Origin of the sequence: Rathayibacter sp. PhB179, assembly GCF_004345345.1 — a bacterium.
Lineage (GTDB): Bacteria > Actinomycetota > Actinomycetes > Actinomycetales > Microbacteriaceae > Rathayibacter > Rathayibacter festucae.
On sequence record NZ_SLVD01000007.1, the window covers coordinates 72,082 to 96,259 of the forward strand.

A 24,178-nucleotide genomic window follows, 5' to 3' on the forward strand; every position below is an offset into this window, starting at 1 on the left:
ACGTCGATGGAGGTCCACATGACGCTGTACGCCGACCCGGTAGCCGACCAGGCACCGAAGGAACCGGAGTCCACGGTCTACGCCAACCCGGGCACGGAGGGATCCGTCGCCTCGTTCCGCTCCCGGTACGACCACTTCATCGGAGGCGAGTACGTCGCCCCCGCGAAGGGCCAGTACTTCGAGAACATCACCCCGATCACCGGGAAGCCCTTCTGCGAGATCGCCCGCGGCACCGCCGAGGACATCGACCGCGCGGTCGAGGCCGGCTGGAAGGCGTTCCCGAGCTGGGGCAAGACCAGCCCCGCCGAGCGCGCGAACGTCCTGCTGCGCATCGCCGACCGGATGGAGGCGAACCTCGAGCTGCTCGCGGTCGCCGAGACCTGGGAGAACGGCAAGCCGGTGCGCGAGACCCTCGCCGCCGACATCCCCCTCGCGATCGACCACTTCCGCTACTTCGCCGGCGCCCTGCGCGCCCAGGAGGGCGGCGTCTCCGAGATCGACCACGACACCATCGCGTACCACTTCCACGAGCCGCTCGGCGTGGTCGGCCAGATCATCCCCTGGAACTTCCCGATCCTGATGGCCGTATGGAAGCTCGCTCCGGCGCTCGCCGCCGGCAACTGCATCGTGCTCAAGCCGGCCGAGCAGACCCCCGCGTCGATCCACGTCCTGATGGACCTGATCCACGACCTGCTGCCCGCCGGCGTCCTCAACATCGTCAACGGCTTCGGGATCGAGGCCGGCGCCCCGCTCGCCTCGCACCCGCGGATCCGCAAGATCGCCTTCACCGGCGAGACGACCACCGGCCGCCTGATCATGCAGTACGCGAGCGAGAACCTCATCCCGGTCACCCTCGAGCTCGGCGGCAAGAGCCCCAACGTGTTCTTCGCCGACGTGGCCGCCGAGCGCGACTCCTTCTACGAGAAGGCGCTCGAGGGCTTCTCGTTCTTCGCCCTCAACCAGGGCGAGGTCTGCACCTGCCCCTCCCGCGCCCTCGTGCAGAAGTCCATCTACGACGACTTCGTCGGCGACGGACTCGAGCGCGTCGGCCGGATCAAGCAGGGCAACCCGCTCGACGTCTCGACGATGATCGGTGCCCAGGCCTCCAACGACCAGCTGGAGAAGATCCTCTCCTACATGGACATCGGCAAGCAGGAGGGCGCGAAGCTGCTCATCGGCGGCGACCGCGCCGACCTCGGCGGCGAGCTCAGCGGCGGCTACTACGTCAACCCGACGGTCTTCGAGGGGCGCAACTCCATGCGCATCTTCCAGGAGGAGATCTTCGGCCCCGTCCTCGCCCTCACCTCGTTCGAGGACTTCGACGACGGCATCGCCATCGCCAACGACACCCTCTACGGCCTCGGCGCCGGAGTCTGGAGCCGCAACGGCGCCCAGCTCTACCGCGCCGGCCGCGCCATCGAGGCCGGCCGCGTCTGGTCGAACACCTACCACCAGTACCCCGCCCACGCGGCCTTCGGCGGCTACAAGCAGTCCGGCATCGGCCGCGAGAACCACAAGATGATGCTCGACCACTACCAGCAGACGAAGAACCTCCTCGTCAGCTACGCGGAAGGGCCCATGGGCTTTTTTTGAGCCGTCTTGCGGCGATTCCTCGCTCCGCTCGTCATCACCGCCGCGGTCGGCTTTCCGGGGTGGTCGCGCTGAGTGGAGCGGGGAGCGTCGCGCTCCGCGAATCCGCTGGCACGCGCCGTGCTCTCCTGCGGCGATTCCTCGCTCCGCTCGTCATCACCGCCGCGGTCGGCTGACCGAGGTGGTTGCGCTGAGTGGAGCGGGGAGCGTCGCGCTCCGCGAATCCGCTGGCACGCGGATTCGCGCTCCGCGCTCTCCCTTGCCGGAAATGCTGGTCGAGTAGCCCGCGCAGCGGGCGTATCGAGACCCACGTGACCAGAAGGTGCGGGAGCTCGGCCTCCTCGCTCCGCTTCGCACCCAGGATCCGCGTCGCGCTTCCCGCGGTTGCGGGCCCTTCCATGCTGGTCGAGTAGCCCGCGCAGCGGGCGTATCGAGACCCACCCCGCCAGACACCACCACCGAGAGGACACCGCCCATGGACAGCACGCGAGTCGACGTGACCGAGGCGGCAGCCGGCATGCTGCGGAGGATGAGCGAGCTGCACGGCCCGCTGATGTTCCACCAGTCCGGCGGGTGCTGCGACGGCAGCTCGCCGATGTGCTTCCCGGTCGGGATGTTCCGCACGGGGGCGTCCGACGTGCTCGTCGAGACGCTGCACGTGGACGGCCTCGAGCCGATCGAGTTCTACATGTCGCGGACGCAGTTCGAGTACTGGAAGCACACCCACCTCACCGTCGACCTGGTCGACGGGCGGGGGAGCGGCTTCAGCGTCGAGGCGCCCGAGGGCAAGCGCTTCATGATCCGCAGCCGCCTCCTCACCGACGCCGAGCTGGTCGAGTTCGGCCTCCTGCCGGCCGCCGCCGTCCAGCTCTGACCCTTCCCGGTCGCGCGGAATCACTCGACTCGGGAATATACCCCCCGGGGGTATGTTGCACCACGGTGACCGACCACGAGGGAGCACCGATGACCGACGCCGCGCACGATTACAGCACGCACACGTCCTCCGCCACGACGTCCTGGCGGACCGCCGCGACGGCCACCCTGCACTGTCTCACCGGCTGCGCCATCGGCGAGGTCCTCGGCATGGTGCTCGGCACCGCACTCGGGCTGCACACCCTCGGCACCGTCGTCCTCTCCATCGTGCTCGCCTTCGCCTTCGGCTACGCCCTGACGATGCGCGGCGTGCTCCGCGCGGGGGTCTCCTGGCGCGCCGCCGTCGGCATCGCCCTCGCGGCGGACACCGTCTCGATCGCGGTGATGGAGGTCATCGACAACACGGCGATGCTGGCGATCCCCGGCGCGATGGACGCGGGTCTCGCGACGGGGCTCTTCTGGGGCTCCCTCGCCGGCTCGCTCGTCCTGGCCTTCGTGGTCACCACCCCGGTCAACCGCTGGCTGATCGGCCGCGGCAGGGGCCACGCGGTCGTGCACCGCTTCCACCACTGACGGCGGAACGCGCTGGGGCTCAGACCGACGGCTGCGGCGGGCTCGTCGCGGTCGAGCCGGTGCTGATCCGCACGCCGATCTCCGTGCCGCGGATCACCGAGGTCCCCGCCGAGGGATCCGTCCCGGCGACCTGGCCCTCGGGCACCGACGAGTCGACCTGGCTCATCCCGCCGACGACGAACCCCGCGGCCTTGAGCGCGCTGACGGCCGCGTCGACGCTCTTCCCGGTCACGTCCGGGATCGTCACCATCGGCGCCTTCACCAGCGACTGGTCGGGCTTCGCGAAGGCGGAGCCGCCGTACTCGCGGTCGAAGGCCGTCATCACCGGGTTCCAGATCCGGTGCCGCGCGAGGATCGCCGAGCCGCTGTCGAAGTCGATCGAGTCGAGCGCCATCCGCTTGCCGGCGTCGTTCAGCGCCGAGATGCTGCCGACCCAGACTGCGAGGGCGACCTCGGAGGAGGCGCCGAGCGTCCAGCCGTCGGCCGCGCCGTCGGTGGTGCCGGTCTTGGTGATGTGCTCGATGCCGTCGCCGGGGCTCGCCGCCTGACCGGTGCCCTGCGAGGTGACCTCGAGCAGCGCGTACTGCGTGGCGCGGGCGACGGCCGTCGTCGTCGACTGCGTGCAGGTCGAGGCGGGCGCCTCGATGTCCTGCCCCTCGGGCCCGACGATCGAGTCGATGGCCACCGCGCTGCAGGTCCGGCCGTCGTTCGCGACGCCCGCGTAGGCGACCGCCATGGTCAGCGGGGCGATCTCGTTCGTGCCGAGCACCGTCGCCGGGGATTCGAGCAGCGGGGTCGCATCCGCGCGATGCACGCCGAAGGCCTCCGCGGTCTTGCGGATGTCGCAGAGGTCGAGCAGGTGTGCCATGCCGATGAAGCCGGTGTTGATGGAGTCGATCGTGGACTCCAGTGCGTTCAGCGAGGCAGGGAAGATCTGCCCGCCGTTGTTGTTCGGATTGAACACCCCGTAGTCCTGCGGGCCCTCGCAGCTGTCCTGGAAGCCGGTCCAGTTCTTGTTCTTCGCGTCGAACTGCTCGAGCAGGGTGTGGCCGTCCTGCAGCCACTCCATCAGCGTGAAGACCTTGTAGGTGGAGCCCGGCTGGAAGCCGTTGCCGCCCCCGTAGGCCGCGTCGACCGAGAGGTTGATCGCGGAGTACTCGGCGCCGTCGGCCGAGGCGATCTGCTCCGGGTCCTGGCTGTACTTCTTGTTCTGCACCATGCTCAGGATCCGCCCGGTCCCGGTCTCCACGCCGACGGCCGCGGCCCCGACGTCGAAGCGCGGGTCGGTCGCGGGCACCTGGTCGGTCATGACCTGCGCCGAGGTGTCCTGCATGGCGAGGTCGATCGTCGTGTAGACCTTGAGCCCGCCGCGCTTGAGCGCCGCGTAGCGCTCGTCGGCGGTGGCGCCGAGGGCCGGGTCGTTGCGCAGCACGTGCGAGACGTAGTCGCAGAAGTAGGCGGCGCTGCCCGCGGTCTGGCAGCCGGTCGACGGGGGAGTGATGACCGGCTCGATCGGCGCGGCCTTCGCGGCGTCGCGGGTCGCGGCGTCGATCTTCCCGTACTCGAGCATCCGGTCGAGGATGTAGTCGCGCCGGCTCGTGGTCAGCGCGTAGCCGTTCGCCTCGCCGTTGTCGGGGTCGTCGGGGCGGTCGAAGCGGAACTTCTCCGGGTTGTTGACGATCGCCAGCAGCGCGGCCGACTGCCCGACCGAGAGGTCGGCCGCATCGATGCCGTAGTAGTACTCGGCCGCGGCCTCGATGCCGTAGACGGTGCCGCCGAAGAGGGCGATGTTGAGGTAGCCGAGGAGGATCTCGTCCTTCGAGTACTCCTTCTCCACCCCGATCGCGAGACGCATCTCCTTGAGCTTGCGCTCGGGAGTGGTCGCGGTCGCCTCCGCGTAGGCCGCGGCGCGCTCGGTCTCGTCGCTGATCGACTCGGCCTTCTGCACGAGGACGTTCTTGACGTACTGCTGCGTGATCGACGAGCCGCCCTGCGGCGCCGCGTCGAGGAGGTAGGTGCTGGCGACGGCGCGCAGGGTGCCCTGCAGGTCGATGCCGCCGTGCTCGTAGTAGCGCGGGTCCTCGCTCGAGACGAGGGCGTCGAAGACCGGCGCCGCGATCTGGTCGGCGGCGACCTCGATGCGGTTCTGGTCGTAGAAGGAGGCGAGGAGCGTCGGGTCCTCGGGGTCGCCCGCGTAGACGTCCGTCTTCTGCATCAGCTCGCCGACCTCGAGGTAGCTCGGCAGCGACTGGAACGCCGAGATCGTCCCCGAGGTGGCCGCCCCGGTGAGCGCGACCGCCGGCGCCACGACGATCGTCGCGAGCAGCCCGGCCAGCACGCTGACGATCACGAATCCGAACAGCGCGCCGAGGGCCCCGTGGACGGTGCGACGGGGCTGGAAGACGGGAACGTTCGGACGCTTCAGGATGGATCCTCTCGGTGCACCAGCACCCTAGGCGACGCTCCCGGCATCCCCGCCCAGGCGCGCCCGCGCATCACACGCAACAGCTACTCCGGGCCGGCTGATCAGTCGCACGACGTCCTGGTTCCTCCGCGCGAGGACCACAGGACCGTGAAGTGGTGCGGGCTCGTGAAGTCACCCGGGGTGTCCTGTGTGAAGACCAGGTTGCCGTCGTCCTGCATGGTCAGAGTCTTGCCCTTTTCAGTGCTGCAGGAGCGCCGTGGATTCGACGACCAGAGGACGACTGAATTGCGGTAGATGACGATGTTGCTGTCTCCCTGGAACTTGATGTTCGTCGCTCCACGCCCGGCCGTACCGCTCGACCAGATCGCATTGTCACCGTCGTAGACCACCCAGTTGCCGTCGGCTTGGAAGGTCGAGCGGTACCGTCCGTTGAGCGAGCGCGAATCAATCTTCGAGTAGCCCGGCGGGTAGGAGCAGGACGAGTCCGACCACCAGAATGCATTCTCCGGTCCGACGCACGATTCGTTTTGATATCTGTAGGACGTCTCGTTGCCGAACTGATCGGTGGCCTGCGCGGCCGGCGCGACGACCGTAGCCGTCAGGATCGACGAGGCCACCGCGACCGCGGCCAGCGATCTCCGCCAGGGCCGTCGGCCGCTCGCCGTCGCGGTGAGTGCGTCACTCCGACTTTTTGTTCCGCGTCTCTCGGTCCACTGCATGGCTGACTCCTTCGTCACCGGGTACGGCGGCGATCGTCGTCCCCAGCGGAGACGCTAGTCAGGCCGAGTCACTCGACTCATCGATGGCACGAGACGCACGCTGGGATGGCGCGCGCCGTCAGGCGCGGCCTGCTCACCGGCGTCCCTAATCGAGCAGGTCTCCATTGCGATCGGCGATGTCGTTGACGTTCTTCGGCGCCTCGCCGGTGCTGACCTGCAGCGGGATGACGGCTCCGCGGAGAACCGTCTCGTCCGCGCTGGGCGTGGTCGAGACGACGGAGCCCGCGGGGATGCTCGCCACTTGGACGGGCTCGCTCTTGCCCACGGTGAAGCCCGCGGCGGTGAGCGTGGCGGTGGCCGCAGCGACCGTCAGTCCGGTCACATCCGGCACCTCGGTGAGCGTGGCGGTGCGCGGAGAGGACGCGAGCATCGAGGCGGGCGGGGCGATGAAGTCGTCACCGCCGTACTTCTGATCGAGCGCCGTCATGATCGGCTTCCAGATCGCGTGACGCGCGTCAGCGGCACGGATCGTCCCCTCCTCGCCGGTGAGCCGCGTGGTGCGGAGGTTCTGCTTCGAACCGTCGTCGAAGCCCTTGATGCTGCCGACCCAGACAGCGAGTGACGCGGAGCGGCTGGCGCCGGCGGTCCAGACGTCCGCCGCCTCATCGGTCGTGCCCGTCTTGCCGATGTGCTCGATGCCGTCGCGCGGGTCCGAGGCGGTGGCGGTACCCGACGTGATGACGCGCTGCATCGCGTACTGCATGCCCCGCGCGACCTCGGGGGTGACGGAGGGCGCGCAGGATGAGGCGGGCGGCGCGACCGCCGCACCGGTGCTGTCCGTGATCCGGTCGATGACGATCGTGTCGCACGTCGCCCCATCGTTCGCGATGCCGGCATAGGCGTTGGCGAGGGTGAGCGGCGCGATCGGGTTGGTGCCGAGAACTGAAGCAGGTCTGCTCTCCAGCTCCTTGGCGTCGGCGCGGTGGATGCCGAACGACTCCGCCGTGGTGCGGATGTCGCAGACGTCGAGCTGATTGGCCATGCCCATGAAGCCGGTGTTGATCGAGTTCGCCGTGGCCTGGACCGCAGTCATGGAGGAGGCGTCCTCGGAGGAGTTGTCGTTCTTCGGAGTGAACCGCTCGGTGAAGAGCCCATCATTCGCGACATTGCACTTCTGCGGGTACGAGCGGAACCCCGAGGTCGGCGACGGGAACGACTCGTTGAGCGTGTGCCCCGCCTGCAGCCACTGCGCGAGGGTGAAGACCTTGTACGTCGAGCCGGTCTGCACGCCGGAGGTGCCGCCCATCCCGACGTCGACGTTGAGGTTGATCGCGCTGAAGCCGGGGTTGGCGGCGAGGAACTCCTCGTCCTGGCTGTACTTCGTGTTCTGCACCATCGACAGCACGCGGCCGGTGCCGGCCTCGACCGACGCGGCGGTCGCGCCGACCTGGAAGCGGGGGTCGTAGGACGGGATGTAGGCGTTGATCGCCGCCTGCGAGACCTGCTGGATGTCGAGGTCGAGCGTCGTGACGATGTCGAAGCCGCCCTGGCGGATCCGCTGGTAGCGCTCGTCGTCGTCGGCGCCGAACGCCTCGTCGTTGCGCAGCACGTTCAGCACGTACTCGCAGAAGTACGCCGCGTTGCCCGCGGTGGCGCAGCCGGTGGAGGGCTCGGTGATGTTCGGCGTGATCGGCTCGGCGATCGCCGCGTCGTAGACCTCCTGGCTGATCTTCGAGTACTTCAGCTCCTCGGCCAGGATGTAGTCGCGACGCTCCTTGGTCGCGGCGTAGCCGTTCGCGGCGCCGTTCGCCTCGTCCGTCGGGTCGTCGAAGCGGAACTTCGACGGGTTGTTGACGATCGCCAGAAGCGACGCCGCCTGCGAGGTCGAGAGCTGACTGGCGGGGATGCCGTAGTAGTAGTTGGCCGCGGCCTCGATGCCGTAGACCGTGCCGCCGAAGAGCGCGATGTTGAGGTAGCCGAGCAGGATGTCGTCCTTCGACGTCTCCTTCTCGAGGCCGATCGCGAGGCGCATCTCCTTGAGCTTGCGCTCGGGGGTCGGGTCGGTGGCGAGCTTGTAGGCGGCGTCGCGCTCCGCCTCGTCGGTGATCGACTCGGCCTTCTGCACGAGGACGTTCTTGACGTACTGCTGCGTGATCGACGAGCCGCCCTGCAGGTCGTCGCCGGTCAGCGTGACCGCGAGCGCGCGGAGCGTGCCCTGCAGGTCGATGCCGCCGTGCTCGTAGAAGCGCGGGTCCTCACCGGCGACCGCGGCGTCCTTGGCGGTCTGCGCGACCTCGTCCCAGCCGACCTCGACGCGGTTCTGGTTGTAGACGGAGGCGAGGAGGGTGGTGCCGTCGCCCGCGTAGATGTTGGTGCGCTGCATCAGCTGGCCGGCGTCGAGGTAGCCGGGCAGGTTCTGGAACATGCCGATGGTGTTGCTGGTCGCGAGGCCCGTCAGCGCGAGCGCCGGAGTGACGCCGACGGTGATCAGCACGCCCGCCACGGCACTCATCCCGATGAAGCCCAGCACTGCCCGCAACGACATCCCGAGCGGTCGAGCGGAGCTGCGGGATGCGGTGGGGAGAGCCATGGAGCGGGAGGTCCTTCCGGCGCGGTGGTGCCGCGCGAATGCAGGGTGGCGGGTCGTCGCGCCGGTCGTGCGAATCCCCTCGGTCATGGTACGCGACGCGCCCGGGAGGAGGGGGTCCTCCGAGAGGACGAGATGCACCTGTGACGAGGCGTCCGCGACCTCGGAATCGGACGGCGACCCGGAGGTGGGAATCCGGCGCGCATGACCGTCGGAAGGCGCCCCCGGGCACGCCGCTTCCGTATCGTGGAGGGTGCGTCCCCGCGAGGGGAGCGTCGGCATCACCGCACCACCAGTCGCCCCGGGGCCCCGGGGCGGTCGGCCCCGGCAGAAAGCACACACCATGGCACGCATCCACGACGACGTGACGCAGCTCGTCGGCAGGACCCCGCTCGTCCGCATCAACCGCCTCGACGGAGCGGACAGCGCCGTCGTCCTGGCCAAGCTCGAGTTCTACAACCCCGCGAACAGCGTAAAGGACCGCATCGGCGTCGCGATCGTCGACGCCGCCGAGGCGTCGGGGGAGCTGCCGCCCGGTGGCACGATCGTCGAGGGCACGAGCGGCAACACCGGCATCGCGCTGGCCATGGTCGGCGCGGCCCGCGGCTACAAGGTGATCCTGACGATGCCCGAGACGATGTCGACCGAGCGCCGGGTCCTGCTGCGCGCCTACGGCGCCGAGATCGTGCTGACCCCCGGCTCCGAGGGCATGCGCGGCGCGGTCGAGAGGGCGCAGGCCATCGTCGCCGAGACCCCGGGCGCCGTGCTCGCCCGTCAGTTCGAGAACGCCGCCAACCCCGAGGTGCACCGCCGCACGACGGCAGAGGAGATCTGGGAGGACACCGACGGCGAGGTCGACGTCTTCGTCGCCGGCATCGGCACGGGCGGCACCATCACCGGCGTCGGCCAGGTCCTCAAGGAGCGCAAGCCCGGCGTGCAGATCATCGGCGTCGAGCCGATCGACTCGCCGCTCCTCACGCAGGGCACGGCCGGCCCGCACAAGATCCAGGGGATCGGCGCCAACTTCGTGCCCGCCAACCTCGACCGCGACGTCTACGACGAGATCATCGACGTCACCCTCGACGACTCGGTCCGCGTGGCACGCGCGATGGCGGCGCAGGAGGGCATCCTCGGCGGCATCTCCTCCGGCTCGATCATGTGGGCGGCCCTCGAGGTCGCGAAGCGCCCCGAGAACGCGGGCAGGACGATCGTCGCGATCGTCTGCGACTTCGGCGAGCGGTACATCTCGACGGTCCTCTACGAGGACCTCCGCAGCTGAGCACCGCCGGACCCCGTCGCGGCGCGGCCGGACGACCCACCGCCCTCGCACGCCTCCGCGAGGACGTGGCGACCGCGCGCCTGCGCGATCCTGCGGCCCGCAGCGCGGCGGAGGTGGTGCTCGCCTACCCGGGGCTGCACGCGGTCTGGGTGCACCGCCTCGCCCACCGGTGGTGGCGGCGCGGCGCGCGCCTGCCGGCCCGGCTGCTCGCGCAGGCGGCCCGCGCGGCGACCGGAGTGGAGATCCACCCCGGCGCGACGATCGGCCGCCGGCTCTTCATCGACCACGGCATGGGCGTCGTGATCGGCGAGACGGCGCGGATCGGCGACGACTGCATGCTCTACCACTCCGTCACACTGGGCGGGAAGTCGGCGAAGCGCGAGCGGCGCCACCCGACGCTCGGCGACCGCGTGGTCGTCGGCGCGGGGGCCGTGATCCTCGGGCCGATCGTGCTCGGCTCGGACGTGAGCGTCGGCGCGAACGCGGTAGTGGTGAAGGACGCCCCGGACGGGGCCGTGCTGGTCGGGATCCCCGCCCGCGACCTGCGCGCGCTGGGCCGCGCCGACGACGCGCTCGCGGACCCGGCCTTCTGGATCGACCCCGCCATGTACATCTAGGGCCGAGCGGTCGAAGGCCGGCCCGTTCACGGCCGAGGCGGGGTCTCAGTCGTCGTCGTCGCGGCGCGAGATGTCGCGCTTCGCGCTCTTGATCACCGCGAACGCGTCCAGGGCGTGCACCCGCGTCTCCTTGAGGTCGAGGATCGGCGCGGGGTAGCCGTCCGCCTCCGGCGTCAGCGTGTCGCCGAGCGTCCACGGCTCGTGGATCACGGTGCGGTCGAGCTCGGCCAGCTCCGGGACGTACTCGCGCAGGTAGCCGCCCTCCGGGTCGAACTTCTTCGACTGCGTGACGGGGTTGAACACGCGGAAGAACGGCGACGCGTCGGCGCCGGACCCCGCGACCCACTGCCAGTTGGCGGCGTTGCTCGCCGGGTCGGCGTCCACGAGCGTGTCCCAGAACCAGTCCTCGCCCACCCGCCAGTCGACCAGCAGGTTCTTGATCAGGAACGACGCGGTGACCATCCGGACGCGGTTGTGCATGTAGCCGGTCTTCCAGAGCTCGCGCATCCCCGCGTCGACGAGCGGGAAGCCGGTGCGGCCCTGGTGCCAGGCATCGATCTTGTCCTCGCCCGGGTGGCCCCAGGGGAAGGAGTCGAAGCGGGAGTCGAAGTTGGCGGTCGCGAGGTCGGGCCAGTGGAAGAGCAGGTGGTAGCAGAACTCGCGCCAGAGCACCTCGGCGAGGAAGCGGTCGCTGCCCTCACCGCGGTGCTGCCCCTTCGCGTGCGCCTCCTCGAGCGCATGCCAGACCTGGAACGGGCTGATCTCGCCCCAGCGCAGGTGCGGCGACAGGTTCGAGGTGGCATCGCGCGCCGGCAGGTTCCGGTCGTCGGCGTAGTCGTCGAGCTGCTCCGCGAGGAACGCACGCAGCCGCTTCGCCGCCGCCTTCTCGCCCGGCACCCAGCGCTCGCGGAGCCCGCCCGCCCAGTCGGGGCTGGTCGGCAGCAGCTGCCAGTCGTCGAGGTCGTCGGACGCCGCCTTCGTCTCGATCCCGTCGATCTCGCGCGGCCGCGGCACGGGAGCGCGCGGGGTGTCCCGGTTGCGGCAGGCGCGCGCGAACGGCGTGTAGACGGAGTAGGGGGTGCCGCCGCCGGTCTGCACGGTCCACGGCTCGAAGAGCAGCGAGCCCTGGTGGCTCTCCGCCTCGACGTCCCGGTCGCGCAGCGCCTCCTTGATCGCGGCGTCGACGGTCCGCTCCGCCTTGCCGTAGCGGCGGTTCCAGTGCACCGCGCCCGCGCCCAGCTCCTCGGCGAGCTGCAGGACGACGGCCTCGGCCGGTCCGCGGCGCAGGATCAGGGACGCTCCGGCCTCGTCGAGGTCGCTCGCGAGCGCGAGCAGGCTCCCGTGCAGCCACCAGCGGGCCGCGCCGCCGAGCGGTCGGATGCCGTCGGACTCCTCGTCGAGCACGTAGCAGACGGCGACGGGGCCGCCGCGGTCGATCGCGGCCCGGAGTGCCGGATTGTCGGCGAGACGCAGGTCGTCGCGGAGCCAGACGAGGGTGGGGGAGGAGCTGCTCATGGTCCCTCCATGATCCGCGAGCGCGGCGCCCCTGCGAAGTGCTGGCCGCGCGGCGGCGGGGCGTGCTAGCGGAGGGCGGGGTCGCTCAGGCCGAGGCGACGCGCTCGCGCAGCTTGTCGCAGAGGGCGGTCAGCTGGTCGAGCTCGTCGTCGTCGAGGGCCGCTCCGACGTGGTCCGAGATCGTCTGCATGTGCGTCATCGCCACCCGCCGGAAGAGCGCGTAGCCGTCGTCCGTGATCTGGATGACCGTGCCGCGGGCGTCGGTCGGGTCCTCGCTCTTGGTCACGCAGCCGCGTGCGACCAGGCGGTCGATCAGGCGGCTGACGCTCGGCTGCGTCAGGAGGACGTGCTTGTTCAGGTCCCGGAGCCGGGCCCGGCGCTCGGGCTGCAGCGTGAGGTTGAAGAGGACGTCGTACTCGTTGAGCGAGATCTCCTTCGACGGGAAGTCGGTGCTCAGCGCCCGCATCACGTGCACCTGCGCTCGGAACAGCGACTCCCACGCGGCGACCGCACGTCTCGAGCTCACGCATCCTCCTTGTGTTCCGTTCAGGATACGGCGTCTCGACAGCCCTGCGGCGCCCGGGGCGCGGGGTCGTCCGGAGGGTGTCGCGCGGAGGCGGAGCTCAGTCCGGGAACGACAGAAGGCCGGCCGCTGAGGCGAGCGGCCGGCCTTCATTCCCTTGCACCAAGAGTGTCCTGCAATCACTTCTTGCGCTTCCCGCCACAGCAAACGGTCGACGCACTTGAACTATATAACGGATCGATAACGCCGCAAGGTCCGATTTCCTGAAGTTTCCCTGTGACCCCGCGTCGCCCCGGAGGCCGGGTCTCGATACGCCGCGTCCCGCGCCTACTCGACCAGCATGATGGCGCGGCCTCCGTCGACCGAGCGCGGGACCCGCAGGCACGCGGAGCGCTGCCGCTTGCAGACGCGCGAAGCGCCGCTGTCCCTTTCATGCTGATCGAGTAGCCCGCTCCGCGGGCGTATCGAGATCCACGCTCCGTACGGGGGCGGGTCTCGATACGCCGCGTCCCGCGGCTACTCGACCAGCATGAGCTGCCGCCGACCCCTCGTCCGACTCGGGCCGAACGACCAGCGGCCGCCCGCGAGGCGTCAGGTGGAAAACGCGTGTCAGCGTTTTCCACGAGCCGTACGCAGGACGCTGTATGGAACGCGGCCACCCGCGGAGCCGACCGCGGCGGAGCGAGCGCTCGCGCTCGCGCAGCAATCGAGCACTGAGGAGTGGGCGCGAGCGCCCACTCCTCAGAACAGATCGGGGCTAGGGGTGGACGCGTAGCGGATGGCGACGTCCGCGTGGCGGTCGAAGCGGTAGCCGACGCCGCGGACGGTGCGGACGATGTCCTCGTAGCGGCCGAGCTTGGCGCGGAGGCGGCGGACGTGCACGTCGATGGTGCGCTCGTTCGGGGCGTCGTCGTCGGCGGCTCCCCAGAGCGAGGAGATCAGCTCGGCGCGCTCGATGGTGCGGCCCTCGCGGAGGACGAGGTACTGCAGCAGCTCGAACTCCTTGTAGGTGAGGGCGGTGGTCTCGTCGTCCAGGATGACGCGCTTGCGCGAGATGTCGATGACGACGCCGCCGGGAGCCCGGTCGAGGTCGGGCTCGGTCTCGGAGCGGCGGCGGGCGACGGCGGCCGGGTCCTGGAGGGCGAGGCGGACGACGTCGACGTCGCGGCCGCCGGCGCCCTGCGGGGCGAGGGCGACGGAGGCGTAGGTCTCGGCGTCGGGAGCGAACTCGGCGGTGACGCGCTTGAGCTCCTCGACCAGGCGGCCGAGGTCGATGCCGGCGGCGCGGGCCTTGGCCTCGTCGATGCCGACGTAGAGGGCGAAGCCGCGGGCCTCGGTGCCCTGCGGCACGGCGCGGAGCCGGGGAGCGGCGGGCGCCGCCTCGGGGGCGGCCTGCAGGCGGGGGGCGGCGACGGGAGCGGAGACGGGACGGGCGTGGAGGAGGGACATGACGAATCCTTGGGCTGGTCGGATCCGGGACGAGTGTCGGGGAGCGGATCCGGGTGTGCGCGCGAGAGCCGGTGCACGAGGTGCGGGCCGGCAGGAGCGGATGCGGGGCATCCAGGGGTTCACCGAGCCTGCGACGCCCGGCCGATCAGAGGATCGGCTCGATCGGGGGCGGAGGCTGTGCGGAGAACCGGCGAGGGTGATTCCTCAGGCGCACATTCGACAGCGCAGGACGAGGCCGCCGGCCATCATCATGCCGGCATCCCCGATGGCCTCAAGGGAGGTCAGGGCGTGCGCGTTGTCAGTCATGGTCGAAAGTAAAGCGGATGGTGGCGGACCCCGTCAACAGATCCGCGCACACTGGCGCGCACACTGGCGCGCTCCGGGCGCCGCGGCGGGCGCCCGGAGCGGCTCAGCCGGCGAGCCCGTAGAGGCGGTCGCCCGCGTCGCCGAGGCCGGGGACGATGTAGCCCAGCTCGTTGAGCTTCTCGTCGAGCGAGCCGAGGACGATGGTCACGTCCTTGCCGACGAACGCCTTCTCCACGGCCGCGAGGCCCTCGGGGGCGGCGAGCAGGCAGACGGCGGTGACGTCCTCGGCGCCACGGTCGAAGAGGAACTGGATGGCCGCGATCAGCGAGCCGCCGGTGGCGAGCATCGGGTCGAGCACGAAGCACTGGCGGTTGGACAGGTCGTCGGGCAGGCGCTCGGCGTAGGTGGTCGGCTCGAGGGTCTCCTCGTTGCGTGCCATGCCCAGGAAGCCCACCTCGGCGGTGGGGATGAGCTTGACCATGCCCTCGAGCATCCCGAGGCCCGCGCGCAGGATCGGCACGACCAGCGGCTGCGGGTCGCTCAGCGCGAGACCGGTGGTCGTGGTGACCGGCGTCTCGATGGTGACGGTGCGGGTGCGGACGCCGCGGGTCGCCTCGTAAGCGAGCAGGGTCATCAGCTCCTCGGCGAGCTGCCGGAAGGTGGGGGAGGGGGTGCGCTTGTCGCGCAGCACGGTGAGCTTGTGCGTGATCAGCGGGTGGTCGGCTACATGGACGCGCATAAGCTCAATCTACTTGCCGGTCGGAGTCGGCCGGAGCCGGACGAGGGGGCGCGATGCGCGAGAGCGACCTCCCCCTCCCTCCCGACGCGGACGCCTGGATGCGGCTCGCGCTCGACGAGGCCCGCCGGGCCGCCGAGTGGGGCGACGTGCCGGTCGGTGCGGTGGTCGTGGACGCCGAGGGCGCGGTGATCGGGCGCGGCCGGAACGAGCGCGAGCTGCGCACGGATCCGACGGCGCACGCCGAGGTGGTCGCACTGCGGGAGGCCGCGGCGGCCCGCGGAGACTGGCAGCTCGCGGGCTGCACCCTCGTGGTCACGCTCGAGCCGTGCGCGATGTGCGCCGGCGCGATCCTCGCCTCCCGGCTCGAGCGCGTCGTCTTCGGGGCGTGGGACGAGAAGGCGGGCGCGGCCGGCTCGGTGCACGACCTCCTCCGCGATCGACGGCTGCACCACGTGGTCGAGGTGTACCCGGGGCTGCGCGCCGACGAGGGCGCCCGGCTGCTGCTCGACTTCTTCGCGGCGAAGCGCTGAGCGGGCCGGAGCGCGGTCAGCCCTGCGCGCCGACCCACTCGGTCAGCGCCGCCTCCGTCGCCGTCCGCATCCGCTCGAAGCGGCCCTCGCGCACGTCGTCCTCGAGCTGCTCGTGCCCGTAGCCCGCTCCCGCGGCGTACTCGGCGTCGCCCTCGAGCCAGCGCGCGGCCAGCTCGCCGGTGAGCTCCGGGTGGAACTGCACGCCGAGCAGCCAGTCGTCGATCGCGAACGCCTCGACGGCATAGGAGGGCGAGGAGGCGAGCAGGGTCGTCCCCGTCGGCAGCTCGAAGGTGTCGCTGTGCCACTGCATCACCGGGACGTCGGCGAGGTGGCGCAGCGGCGAGCGGATCCCCGCCTCGGTCGCGACGATGCCGCGGAAGCCGACCTCGCGGGTCGGGCCCGGCCGAACCTCCTCGCCGAGCGCGGCGGCGATCAGCTGCGCGCCGAAGCAGACGCCGAGGGTCGGCCGGCGGTGGTGCAGCCGGTCCTGCAGCAGGGCGATCTCGGGCGAGATGAAGGGGTGCCGGGCGGTCTCGTAGACGCCGGCGCTCGAGCCGAGGGTGACGACGAGATCGGGCGCGAGGATGTCGACCGAGTCGAGGTCGGTGCCGGCGACCGCGTCGACCGCGAAGCCCCGGTCGCGCAGCATCGGCTCGAGGGCGCCGAGTCCGGCGCCGCGCTCGTTGACGATCGCGAGGACCCGGCGCATCAGCCGGCGCTCCCGCTGGTGGCGGCCGGCTCCGCGGGCGGCGTCGCCCCGCGGTCGACGTCGGGTTCGAGGTAGATGACGCGGGCGGCCGGGACCGCGTCGCGGATCCGCTTCTCCGTCGCGTCGATCCCCGCGGCCAGCTCGGCCATGGTCTCGGCGGCGGGGAAGGCGAGCTTGGCGGCGACGAGGATCTCGTCCGGACCGAGGTAGAGGGTCTTCATGTGGATGACGCGCTCGACGTCCGGACCGGCCTCGATGGCCGCGCGGATCGCCGCGGCGTCGGCCGGGGTCGCGCCCTCGCCGACCAGCAGGCTCTTGGTCTCGACGCCGAGGACGATCGCGACGACGACCAGCAGGGTGCCGATCATGATGGTGCCGATCGCGTCGAAGACCGTGTTCCCGGTGATCACCGAGAGGCCGACGCCGAGCAGCGCGAAGACGAGACCGGTGAGCGCGGCGACGTCCTCGAGCAGCACGACCGGCAGTTCCGGCGCCTTCGCCCGGCGGATGAACTGCAGCCAGGACTGCTGCCCGCGGACCTTGTTCGACTCCTTGACCCCGGTGCGCAGCGAGTAGCCCTCGAGGCAGATCGAGACGACGAGGACCAGGATCGGCAGCCAGGCGTTCTCGAGCTCGTGCGGCTCGGCGATCTTCTCGACACCCTCGTAGATCGAGAAGACACCGCCGACCGAGAAGAGGATGATCGCGACGACGAAGGCGTAGACGTAGCGCTCGCGGCCGTAGCCGAACGGGTGCTCCTCGTCGGCGGCCTTCCGCGACTTGCGGCCGCCGAGCAGCAGCAGCAGCTGATTGCCGGAGTCGGCGAGCGAGTGCACGCCCTCGGCCAGCATCGAGGCCGAGCCGGAGAAGAACCAGGCGACGAGCTTGGTCAGCGCGATGCCGAGGTTCGCGGCCAGCGCCGCGATGATGGCGGAACCGCCTCCGGATGCGCTCACGGGGTCTCCTCGGGGTGACTCGTCGGGGTGCTGGTGCTCGGGGGTGGTCGGCCCATCCTAGGAGGCGGGCGCCGGGCAGCAGGCTCCCGCGGTCGACCGAGTCGTGCCCCTTGCGCGGAGATCGCCTTCGTACGATGGGCGGATGACCGACGCACCCGTGCAGCTCCCGTCCATCGCCGTCCTCGGGCTCGGCTCGATGGGGGGCGCGATCCTCAGCGGACTGCTCGCCCCCGACGTGGAGGTGCAGGGCGGTGTCCGCGTGACCAACCGCGACGCGGAGAAGGCGGCGCGCTGGAGCGGCCACCCGGTGGTGACCGCGTTCGCGACCGCCGACGACCCGGAGGCGAACCGGCGCGCGGTCGACGGCGCCGCCGTGGTGCTGGTGGCCGTGAAGCCGCACATGGTGCCCGCGCTGCTCGACGAGATCGCCGACGCGCTCGCCCCCGGGACGATCGTGGTCAGCGTCGCGGCGGGAGTGACCGTCGCGACGTTCGAGGCGCACCTGCCCGCCTCGGTGGCCGTGCTCCGCTCGATGCCGAACACCCCGGCCGTCGTGGGCCGTGCGGTCACCGGCCTGAGCGCCGGCACCCGCTCGAGCGAGGACGACCTGGCGCTGGTGCGCCGGCTGTTCGAGACCGTCGGCGAGGTGGTGGAGGTGCCGGAGTCGCAGCTCGACGCGCTCTCGACGATCTCGGGATCGGGGCCGGCCTACGTCTTCCTCCTGGTCGAGGAGCTGACCGCCGCGGCGCTCGCCAAGGGCTTCACGCCCGAGCAGGCCGCGACCATGGTGACCGGCACCTTCCGCGGCGCCGCCGAGCTGCTCGTGCACTCCGGCGAGGAGCCGGCCGAGCTGCGCCGCCGGGTCACCAGCCCGAACGGCACGACCGAGCGCGCGATCGCCGTGCTGCAGGAGGCCGACCTCGCCGCCCTCTTCACCCGCGCCACCGACGCGGCCCTGGCCCGCGCCCGCGAGCTCGCCGCCTCCTGACGCCCCCCGCTCCTCCGCGAGATGCCACTTATGAGCCCGACACGCCGTGACGGGAGCTCATAAGTGGCATCTCGCGGAGGGGGTCAGGAGCCGAGGGCCGCGAAGCGCTCGATGTCGGTGGGGGTGCCGCTGACGACGATGAGGTCGTGGTTGGAGACGACGGTCTGCTCGGTCGCGTAGGTGAAGGGCTTGCCTGGGCTCTTCACGCCGACGACGGTGACGCGGTGCTTGCGGCGCACGCCCGACTCGGTGAGGGTCAGGCCGCGGATCGGCTTCGGCGGGTACATCTTGGCCAGCACGAAGTCGTCGTCGAACTCGATGAAGTCGAGCATCCGGCCCGAGACCAGGTGCGCGACGCGCTCGCCCGCCTCGGCCTCAGGGTAGATCACGTGGTTCGCGCCGATCCGCTCGAGGATCTTGCCGTGCGAGCGCGAGATCGCCTTGGCCCAGATCTGCGGGATCTTGAGGTCGACGAGGTTCGCGGTGATCAGCACCGACGCCTCGATCGAGGAGCCGACGGCGACGACGGCGACCTGGAAGTCCTGCGCGCCGATCTGGGCGAGGGCGTCGAGCGAGCGGGCATCGGCCTGGACCGCGTGGGTGACCCGCTCCGACCACTTCTGCACGAGCCCGGCGTCGGCGTCGATCGCGAGCACCTCGCGGTCGAGCCGGTCGAGCTGGCCGGCCGTCGCGGCGCCGAAGCGACCGAGGCCGATCACCAGCACCGGGGCGTCGTACCTGATGCGGTCAACCAACGATGGGCCTCTCTTCCGGTCGTCTGAACAACTGCCTGCGCTGGCTCGCGGCGAGCGCGGCAGCGAGAGTCACGGTACCAACGCGGCCCATGAACATCGTCAGCGCCAGCACGTAGACGCCGGAGGTCGGCAGCTCGGCGGTGAGCCCCGTCGACAGACCGGAGGTCGCGAACGCCGAGATCACGTCGAAGAGCACATGGTCGAGCGGCGCCTTGGTGATGTGCAGGATCAGGACCGACGAGACGGCGACGGTGGTGGCTCCCCAGAGCACGACGGAGACCGCGAGGCGCAGCACGTCGTTGGGGATCCGGCGGCCGAACGCCTCCATGTCGTTGTTGCCGCGCGCCTCGGCGAACGCCGCGAGGAAGAGGATCGCGAGCGTCGTCACCTTGATGCCGCCCGCGGTCGAGGCGGAGCCGCCGCCGATGAACATCAGCATGTCCGTGACGAGCAGGCTGGAGCCGTTGAGATCGGGGATCGAGATGGTCGAGAACCCGCCCGAGCGCGTCATGGTCGACAGGAAGAAGGACTGGAAGACGGTGTCGCCGGCGTCGAGGGTGCCGAAGGTCGTCGGATTGTCGAACTCGAGCACGATGTAGAGCACCGCTCCCGCGACGAGCAGGATCAGCGAGGTGACCAGCGTGAGCTTCACGTGCACCGACCACTTGCGCGGGCGCCGCCAGCCGCGCGAGAAGGCGTAGATCACCGGGAAGCCGATCGAGCCGAGGAAGACGCCGATCATCAGGATGCCGAGGAACCAGTAGTCGTCCTCGAACGGCGTCAGGCCGGCGGCGTTGGGCGCGAAGCCGGTGTTCGTGAAGGCCATCGCGGAGTAGTAGAAGGAGTGCCAGATCGCCTCGCCGATCGGGATCCCGTCGATCAGCATCCGCGGGAAGAGGAGCAGGGCGACCACGATCTCGATCACCGCCGCGCTGATGGCGACCGTCGCGAGCAGACCGCCGATCTCGCCGAGCCGCACGGCCTGGCCCTCGGCGACGGGACCGGAGTGGATGCGGAGCGGGTTCGAGTCGCTCGCGGCCATCAGCTTCGCGCGGAGCCCGAGGCGGCGCGAGATGGCGAGACCCATGATCGACGCGAGCGTCAGCACGCCGAGGGCGCCGATGTTCACGCCGATGAAGACGATCGAGTGCCCGAACGCGGACCAGTGCGTGGCCATGTCGACCGTGGCGAGGCCGGTGACGCAGATCACCGACATCGCAGTGAAGAAGGCGTCGTGCAGCGGAGTGACGGTGCCGGTCGTGCTCGACACCGGCAGCGAGAAGAGCAGGGTGAAGACGAGGATCAGGCCCGAGAAGATCATGATCGCGAAGCGCGACGGCGAGCGGCCGGCGAAGTCGTCGACGAGGTCGCGGGCCCGGGCGAAGCTCGACCACGGCGAGGCCGGCGAGACGCCCACGGGGCTGCGGAACTGCTGCCGAACCACCACGGCGGGCCCTCCACTCGATCGCGGCCATGCTACCCGCTCGCCGGTCAGCGCCCGGGGCGCCGGGACGCCATGCGCCGCGGGGCATACGCACGGGCGACACCCCGCCCGCGGCGGAGGGCGCTGACTACCCTGGGGGGATGGCTGACATCTTCGCGGTGATCGCGGACGGCACCCGCCGCGACATCCTCTCGCTCCTCCTGGAGCAGCGGGTCGAGGGTTCCGGGGGCGCCGGCGGCATGAGCGTCTCGCGCATCGTGGCGAAGCTCGAGCTCAGCCAGCCGACGGTGTCCAAGCACCTCAAGGTGCTGCGCGAGGCGGGGCTCGTCACCGTCCGCGAGAGCGGGCAGCACCGCATCTACGCACTGCAGTACGGGCCGCTCGTCGCCGTCGAGGACTGGCTGCTGCCGTTCGGCGCGGCGGACGAGGCCGACGAGGGCGCCGCCGTGCTCGACGCGGCCGCCGCCGCCCGGGCCGAGTCGCTCGGGCGGGCGCTCGCGGAGCGCACCCACCAGGTGACCGCGGTCGTGCAGGACATCCAGCGCGGCGTGAGCGAGGGAGCGACGAAGGTCGCGGGGGCGCTGCGCATCCGGAAGTGAGGCCGCGTCGGTCGCCGCCAGGGGTGGTGCGACGGCGCGGATTCTCGTCGGTGTCCGCGTCGTGTAAGCTCGCGGGAGCCAGTTTTTCGTAAGCGGCCGTCCGTCGGGCGGTCGACCCCCTGAACGTTGTGAGGTCTTCGTGGGTTCTGTCATCAAGAAGCGTCGCAAGCGTATGGCGAAGAAGAAGCACCGCAAGCTGCTTCGCAAGACTCGTCACCAGCGTCGCAACAAGAAGTAGGCTCGCGCCTCTTCACCCTTCGAGCGTCCGCCCCTCTGGGGTCGGGCGCTCGTCTGCGTCTCCGGGGTCGATCCGTCCCGGGTTCCGCGCGGTGGCCGCGGCTACAGTGGTCACGTGGATGTGGCACTGACTCTCGTGGGCAAGCCCGGCTGCCACCTCTGCGACGACGCCCGCGCCGTCGTCCAGCAGGTCCTCGCTGAGCTCGCGGACGTGCCCGGCGCTCCGAGCGTCTCGCTCGCCGAGGCCTCGATCCTCGACGACGCGGAGCTGCACGAGCGTTTCGTCGAGGAGATCCCGGTCGTCCTCCTCGACGGGCGCGTGCACACCTACTGGCGCGTCGAGCCGGATCGCCTGCGCCGAGCACTGCTCGAGCGCGCCTGACGGCAGCGCGCTGGCGGGACTCCGCCGTGATGCGAATGTTGTAGAAGGCCCCTCGGATGGGGGACCGGAGTGCCTGCGAGTGCTCGCGGTTCGCGCATAGTCTCTTCACGGGGAGGCTCGCTCCCCACGTTCGGGGTGCGTTCGGCGTCTCGCGGGGGAGGAACTTCCATGACTCGACAGCGTCTGCTGAAGCAGCGTCGCCGCTCCACGGCCTCCGCGCTCGCGCTCGCCCTGCTGATCGCCGGGCTGGCGCTGCCCGCGTCGGCGCAGGCCGAGAACCTCCCCGACCCGTCGACGAGTGTCGGCACGGCTCCGGAGGAGCCCGTGGTGGTGGTACCGGGCGAGCCCGTCGAGACGACGCCGTCCGAGGAGCCCGCGCCTCCGCCTCCGCCTGCGCCCGAGGAGCCCGTCGGTGAGCCGTCGACGACGCCTGTGGAGCCGGCACCCGAGCCGGAGGAGCCGACAACACCCGTCGAGGGCATTCCCCCGTCGGAGCCCTCCCCCCCGACCGTTCCGGGTACCGGCAACGAGAACCCTGGTACGGGCACGACTCCCGGGACGGGTACCGGTCCCAGCACGGGCACGAACCCCGGAACGGGCACCAGCCCTGGAACGGGCGCGAACCCGGGGACTGGCACGAATCCCGGGACGGGCACGAACCCGGGGACCGGCACCAATCCTGGGAACGGTTCGGGCACGGGCGGCAACCCTGCGCCCGGCTCCGGCTCGAACTCCGGCTCGACCGGTGGCGGCACGGGCGGCGGCAGCACCGGCGGCTCGAACTCCGGCTCGACCGGCGGCGGCAGCACCGGCGGCACCGCGACCACCGAGGCCGGCGCGACGCCACCCCGCGCCTCCGCGCCCGGCCGGACCCTGCTCTCGACCTCCGCGGGCGACCCCGCCGCGGCGCCTGTCCCCGGCACCGAGACCGCCGGCGGTCCCGCCGTGTCGGTCTACCTGACCCGCGACGCCGGCGTCGACCCCGGCGCGCTCACCGTCGACCTGGCCCGCTTCTACGGAGTCGGCGTCGCCTACGCCGGATTCCAGCGCGAGGAGAACGCCACTGCGACGCTCAAGGCGCCGGCCGGTACCGAGACTCCGCTGACCGTCGAGAACCGCCAGGACGGCGAGACGACCAGCACCGGATCGGCCACCGTGCCGACCGCCGCGCTCCTCTCGATCGGCACCTACACGGTCACCGTCACCGGCGACCGCGGCTCGTCGGCGACCACGACGTTCGCTCTGATCGCCTCCTCCGCTCCCGGGATCCTCGTCGAGCCGCGCGAGGCCTCCAGCTCCGAGGCGGCCATGCCGCGCGGCGCGGTCTGGGGCTTCGGCCCGGTCGAGAGCGTCACCGTCGGCGCGTACACGACCGCCGGCGTCCAGGCGGACCTCGCGGCGGGCGACCTCGCGGTCCGCGTCGACGCGCTCGGCTGGTCCGACCTCGACCTCGGTGAGGCCGTCGTCGCGGAGCCCACGGCCGAGGTCTACTGCATCGTCGCGGTCGGCTCGGTCAGCAAGCGCACCGCCGCGGTCACGGTCGCCTATCCGGCGGAGGGCTCGACCGCGACGGCTCCCGACGCCGCGCAGGTCTGCGGCATCGCGATCACCTCCGCCAAGGCCGGCGCCGTGCCGCCCGCGGCCGCCAGCACCGGCGGCCTCTCGGCCGGGGTCGGCCTCACCATCGGCGCCGGTGTGCTCGTCGCACTGCTGATCGCCGGACTCGTGACGGCCGTCGTCCTGCGCCGTCGCCGCGAGAACGACGACCTGCTCATCGGCGGACCGCTCCCGCACCCGACGGAGCAGTGAGGCGCGCCTCCGCTGCACCGGGGAGCCGGGTGACGACCGCGGGATCCCGGTCCGCGACGACAGCCTGATCGCTGCGCCGCGCCCACGCTCTTCGCGCTGGGAGCGGCCTGGTCGGCGGAGGGGGGCCGAGCGGCCCCGGACGGACCGGTCGAGGTCCAGCGGCGCAGGTCCGATCAGCGCTCCACGGCCCAGGCGCCGGGAAGGGTCCCGACCACTCGGGGAGGGTTCGGGTCGCCCCGAGTGGTCGTCTGCGCCGACCAGGCAGTCCCCAGTGTCCGGAGTCGGGCCCGCGCGCCGCAAGCGCCGCTTGCGGACATGTCCGGAAGAGGGCGTCGGGGGATGCGCGCCCCCGTCCTGGTCGAGCAGCCCCGCAGGGCCTGCGCCCTCATGTCGGTCGAGCATCGCAGCGGCGCATGCGCCCCCCATGTTGGTCGAGTAGCCCCGCAGGGGCGTATCGAGACCCGCCGTCCTCAGCACGGCTGGTCTGCAGACCCGGGTGCTGACGGTGGTGGATCTCGATACGCCCGCTGCGCGGGCTACTCGATCAGCATGGTGAGTGCGCCGGCATCGGCGG

At 71.2% G+C, this 24,178-nt stretch carries 22 protein-coding genes; 11 read left to right on the top strand and 11 right to left on the bottom strand.

Features of this window, described 5'->3' with window-relative positions; genetic code table 11:
• Positions 1-18: 18 nt before the first annotated feature.
• The 3 genes from EDF43_RS14770 to EDF43_RS14780 all read left to right on the top strand — a co-directional run bounded on the left by EDF43_RS14770 (position 19) and on the right by EDF43_RS14780 (position 3,036).
• On the top strand, positions 19-1,593 hold the full coding sequence (locus EDF43_RS14770) for an aldehyde dehydrogenase family protein (protein ID WP_123705621.1): 1,575 nt from the start codon (positions 19-21) through the stop codon (positions 1,591-1,593).
• A 472-nt stretch (positions 1,594-2,065) separates the two neighbouring features.
• The gene (locus EDF43_RS14775) at positions 2,066-2,464 is read left to right on the top strand and encodes a DUF779 domain-containing protein (RefSeq protein WP_132437506.1); all 399 of its coding nucleotides are present in this window, start codon (positions 2,066-2,068) and stop codon (positions 2,462-2,464) included.
• A gap of 89 nt (positions 2,465-2,553) precedes the next feature.
• On the top strand, positions 2,554-3,036 hold the full coding sequence (locus EDF43_RS14780) for a DUF4396 domain-containing protein (RefSeq protein WP_132437507.1): 483 nt from the start codon (positions 2,554-2,556) through the stop codon (positions 3,034-3,036).
• Between the two features lie 19 nt (positions 3,037-3,055).
• Here EDF43_RS14780 and EDF43_RS14785 read toward each other — a convergent pair whose 3' ends face one another.
• The 3 genes from EDF43_RS14785 to EDF43_RS14795 form a co-directional block, all read right to left on the bottom strand.
• A complete protein-coding gene (locus EDF43_RS14785; RefSeq protein WP_132437508.1) occupies positions 3,056-5,386 on the bottom strand; it encodes a penicillin-binding protein in 2,331 nt (776 codons plus the stop codon).
• 176 nt (positions 5,387-5,562) lie between these two features.
• The gene (locus tag EDF43_RS14790) at positions 5,563-6,180 is read right to left on the bottom strand and encodes a hypothetical protein (RefSeq protein WP_132437509.1); all 618 of its coding nucleotides are present in this window, start codon (positions 6,178-6,180) and stop codon (positions 5,563-5,565) included.
• A 145-nt stretch (positions 6,181-6,325) separates the two neighbouring features.
• A complete protein-coding gene (locus tag EDF43_RS14795) occupies positions 6,326-8,770 on the bottom strand; it encodes a transglycosylase domain-containing protein (RefSeq protein WP_165909131.1) in 2,445 nt (814 codons plus the stop codon).
• Positions 8,771-9,110: 340 nt separating this feature from the next.
• Between EDF43_RS14795 and cysK the strand changes: the two genes are divergently transcribed.
• Positions 9,111-10,046: a cysteine synthase A gene (cysK, locus tag EDF43_RS14800; RefSeq protein WP_123736823.1), complete on the top strand. Its 936-nt coding sequence runs from the start codon at positions 9,111-9,113 to the stop codon at positions 10,044-10,046.
• A gap of 65 nt (positions 10,047-10,111) precedes the next feature.
• Entirely contained in the window at positions 10,112-10,663 is a 552-nt protein-coding gene (gene epsC, locus EDF43_RS14805; RefSeq protein WP_347812544.1) for a serine O-acetyltransferase EpsC, read from the top strand.
• Between the two features lie 45 nt (positions 10,664-10,708).
• Here epsC and EDF43_RS14810 read toward each other — a convergent pair whose 3' ends face one another.
• The 4 genes from EDF43_RS14810 to upp form a co-directional block, all read right to left on the bottom strand.
• Positions 10,709-12,178 (bottom strand): deoxyribodipyrimidine photo-lyase, encoded by a 1,470-nt coding sequence (locus EDF43_RS14810; RefSeq protein WP_132437511.1) that lies wholly within the window; start codon positions 12,176-12,178, stop codon positions 10,709-10,711.
• An 85-nt stretch (positions 12,179-12,263) separates the two neighbouring features.
• The gene (locus EDF43_RS22365) at positions 12,264-12,644 is read right to left on the bottom strand and encodes a MarR family winged helix-turn-helix transcriptional regulator (protein WP_243646341.1); all 381 of its coding nucleotides are present in this window, start codon (positions 12,642-12,644) and stop codon (positions 12,264-12,266) included.
• A 798-nt stretch (positions 12,645-13,442) separates the two neighbouring features.
• Positions 13,443-14,150 carry a winged helix-turn-helix domain-containing protein gene (locus EDF43_RS14820; RefSeq protein WP_132437513.1) on the bottom strand — a complete coding sequence of 236 codons (708 nt, stop codon included), beginning with the start codon at positions 14,148-14,150 and terminating at the stop codon, positions 13,443-13,445.
• Between the two features lie 409 nt (positions 14,151-14,559).
• Positions 14,560-15,195 carry a uracil phosphoribosyltransferase gene (gene upp, locus EDF43_RS14825; protein WP_123446624.1) on the bottom strand — a complete coding sequence of 212 codons (636 nt, stop codon included), beginning with the start codon at positions 15,193-15,195 and terminating at the stop codon, positions 14,560-14,562.
• Positions 15,196-15,248: 53 nt separating this feature from the next.
• Here upp and tadA point away from each other — a divergent pair, with 53 nt between their 5' ends.
• Entirely contained in the window at positions 15,249-15,725 is a 477-nt protein-coding gene (gene tadA, locus EDF43_RS14830) for a tRNA adenosine(34) deaminase TadA (protein WP_243646329.1), read from the top strand.
• 16 nt (positions 15,726-15,741) lie between these two features.
• Here tadA and EDF43_RS14835 read toward each other — a convergent pair whose 3' ends face one another.
• Both EDF43_RS14835 and EDF43_RS14840 read right to left on the bottom strand, forming a co-directional pair.
• Positions 15,742-16,434: a gamma-glutamyl-gamma-aminobutyrate hydrolase family protein gene (locus EDF43_RS14835; RefSeq protein ID WP_132437514.1), complete on the bottom strand. Its 693-nt coding sequence runs from the start codon at positions 16,432-16,434 to the stop codon at positions 15,742-15,744.
• Positions 16,434-17,390, bottom strand: coding sequence for a cation diffusion facilitator family transporter (locus tag EDF43_RS14840; protein ID WP_132437515.1), 957 nt, complete (start codon positions 17,388-17,390; stop codon positions 16,434-16,436). Before EDF43_RS14840 ends, EDF43_RS14835 begins: the two co-directional genes overlap by 1 nt.
• Before the next feature lie 142 nt (positions 17,391-17,532).
• On the opposite strand from EDF43_RS14840, the gene proC reads away from it, so the two are divergent.
• Complete coding sequence (proC, locus tag EDF43_RS14845; protein WP_132437516.1) at positions 17,533-18,378, top strand: pyrroline-5-carboxylate reductase; 846 nt, start codon at positions 17,533-17,535, stop codon at positions 18,376-18,378.
• Positions 18,379-18,461: 83 nt separating this feature from the next.
• Here proC and EDF43_RS14850 read toward each other — a convergent pair whose 3' ends face one another.
• Both EDF43_RS14850 and EDF43_RS14855 read right to left on the bottom strand, forming a co-directional pair.
• A complete protein-coding gene (locus tag EDF43_RS14850) occupies positions 18,462-19,133 on the bottom strand; it encodes a TrkA family potassium uptake protein (RefSeq protein WP_123446620.1) in 672 nt (223 codons plus the stop codon).
• The gene (locus tag EDF43_RS14855; RefSeq protein WP_243587915.1) at positions 19,126-20,457 is read right to left on the bottom strand and encodes a potassium transporter TrkG; all 1,332 of its coding nucleotides are present in this window, start codon (positions 20,455-20,457) and stop codon (positions 19,126-19,128) included. Before EDF43_RS14855 ends, EDF43_RS14850 begins: the two co-directional genes overlap by 8 nt.
• Positions 20,458-20,717: 260 nt before the next feature.
• On the opposite strand from EDF43_RS14855, the gene EDF43_RS14860 reads away from it, so the two are divergent.
• The 4 genes from EDF43_RS14860 to EDF43_RS22170 all read left to right on the top strand — a co-directional run bounded on the left by EDF43_RS14860 (position 20,718) and on the right by EDF43_RS22170 (position 23,604).
• A complete protein-coding gene (locus tag EDF43_RS14860) occupies positions 20,718-21,176 on the top strand; it encodes a metalloregulator ArsR/SmtB family transcription factor (protein WP_123736765.1) in 459 nt (152 codons plus the stop codon).
• A gap of 139 nt (positions 21,177-21,315) precedes the next feature.
• Positions 21,316-21,414, top strand: coding sequence for an AURKAIP1/COX24 domain-containing protein (locus EDF43_RS14865; RefSeq protein WP_003792170.1), 99 nt, complete (start codon positions 21,316-21,318; stop codon positions 21,412-21,414).
• Positions 21,415-21,528: 114 nt separating this feature from the next.
• Positions 21,529-21,795, top strand: a complete 267-nt coding sequence (locus tag EDF43_RS14870) for a glutaredoxin family protein (RefSeq protein WP_123736766.1) — start codon at positions 21,529-21,531, stop codon at positions 21,793-21,795.
• A gap of 168 nt (positions 21,796-21,963) precedes the next feature.
• Positions 21,964-23,604, top strand: a complete 1,641-nt coding sequence (locus tag EDF43_RS22170; protein ID WP_207901783.1) for a hypothetical protein — start codon at positions 21,964-21,966, stop codon at positions 23,602-23,604.
• Positions 23,605-24,178 lie beyond the last annotated feature (574 nt).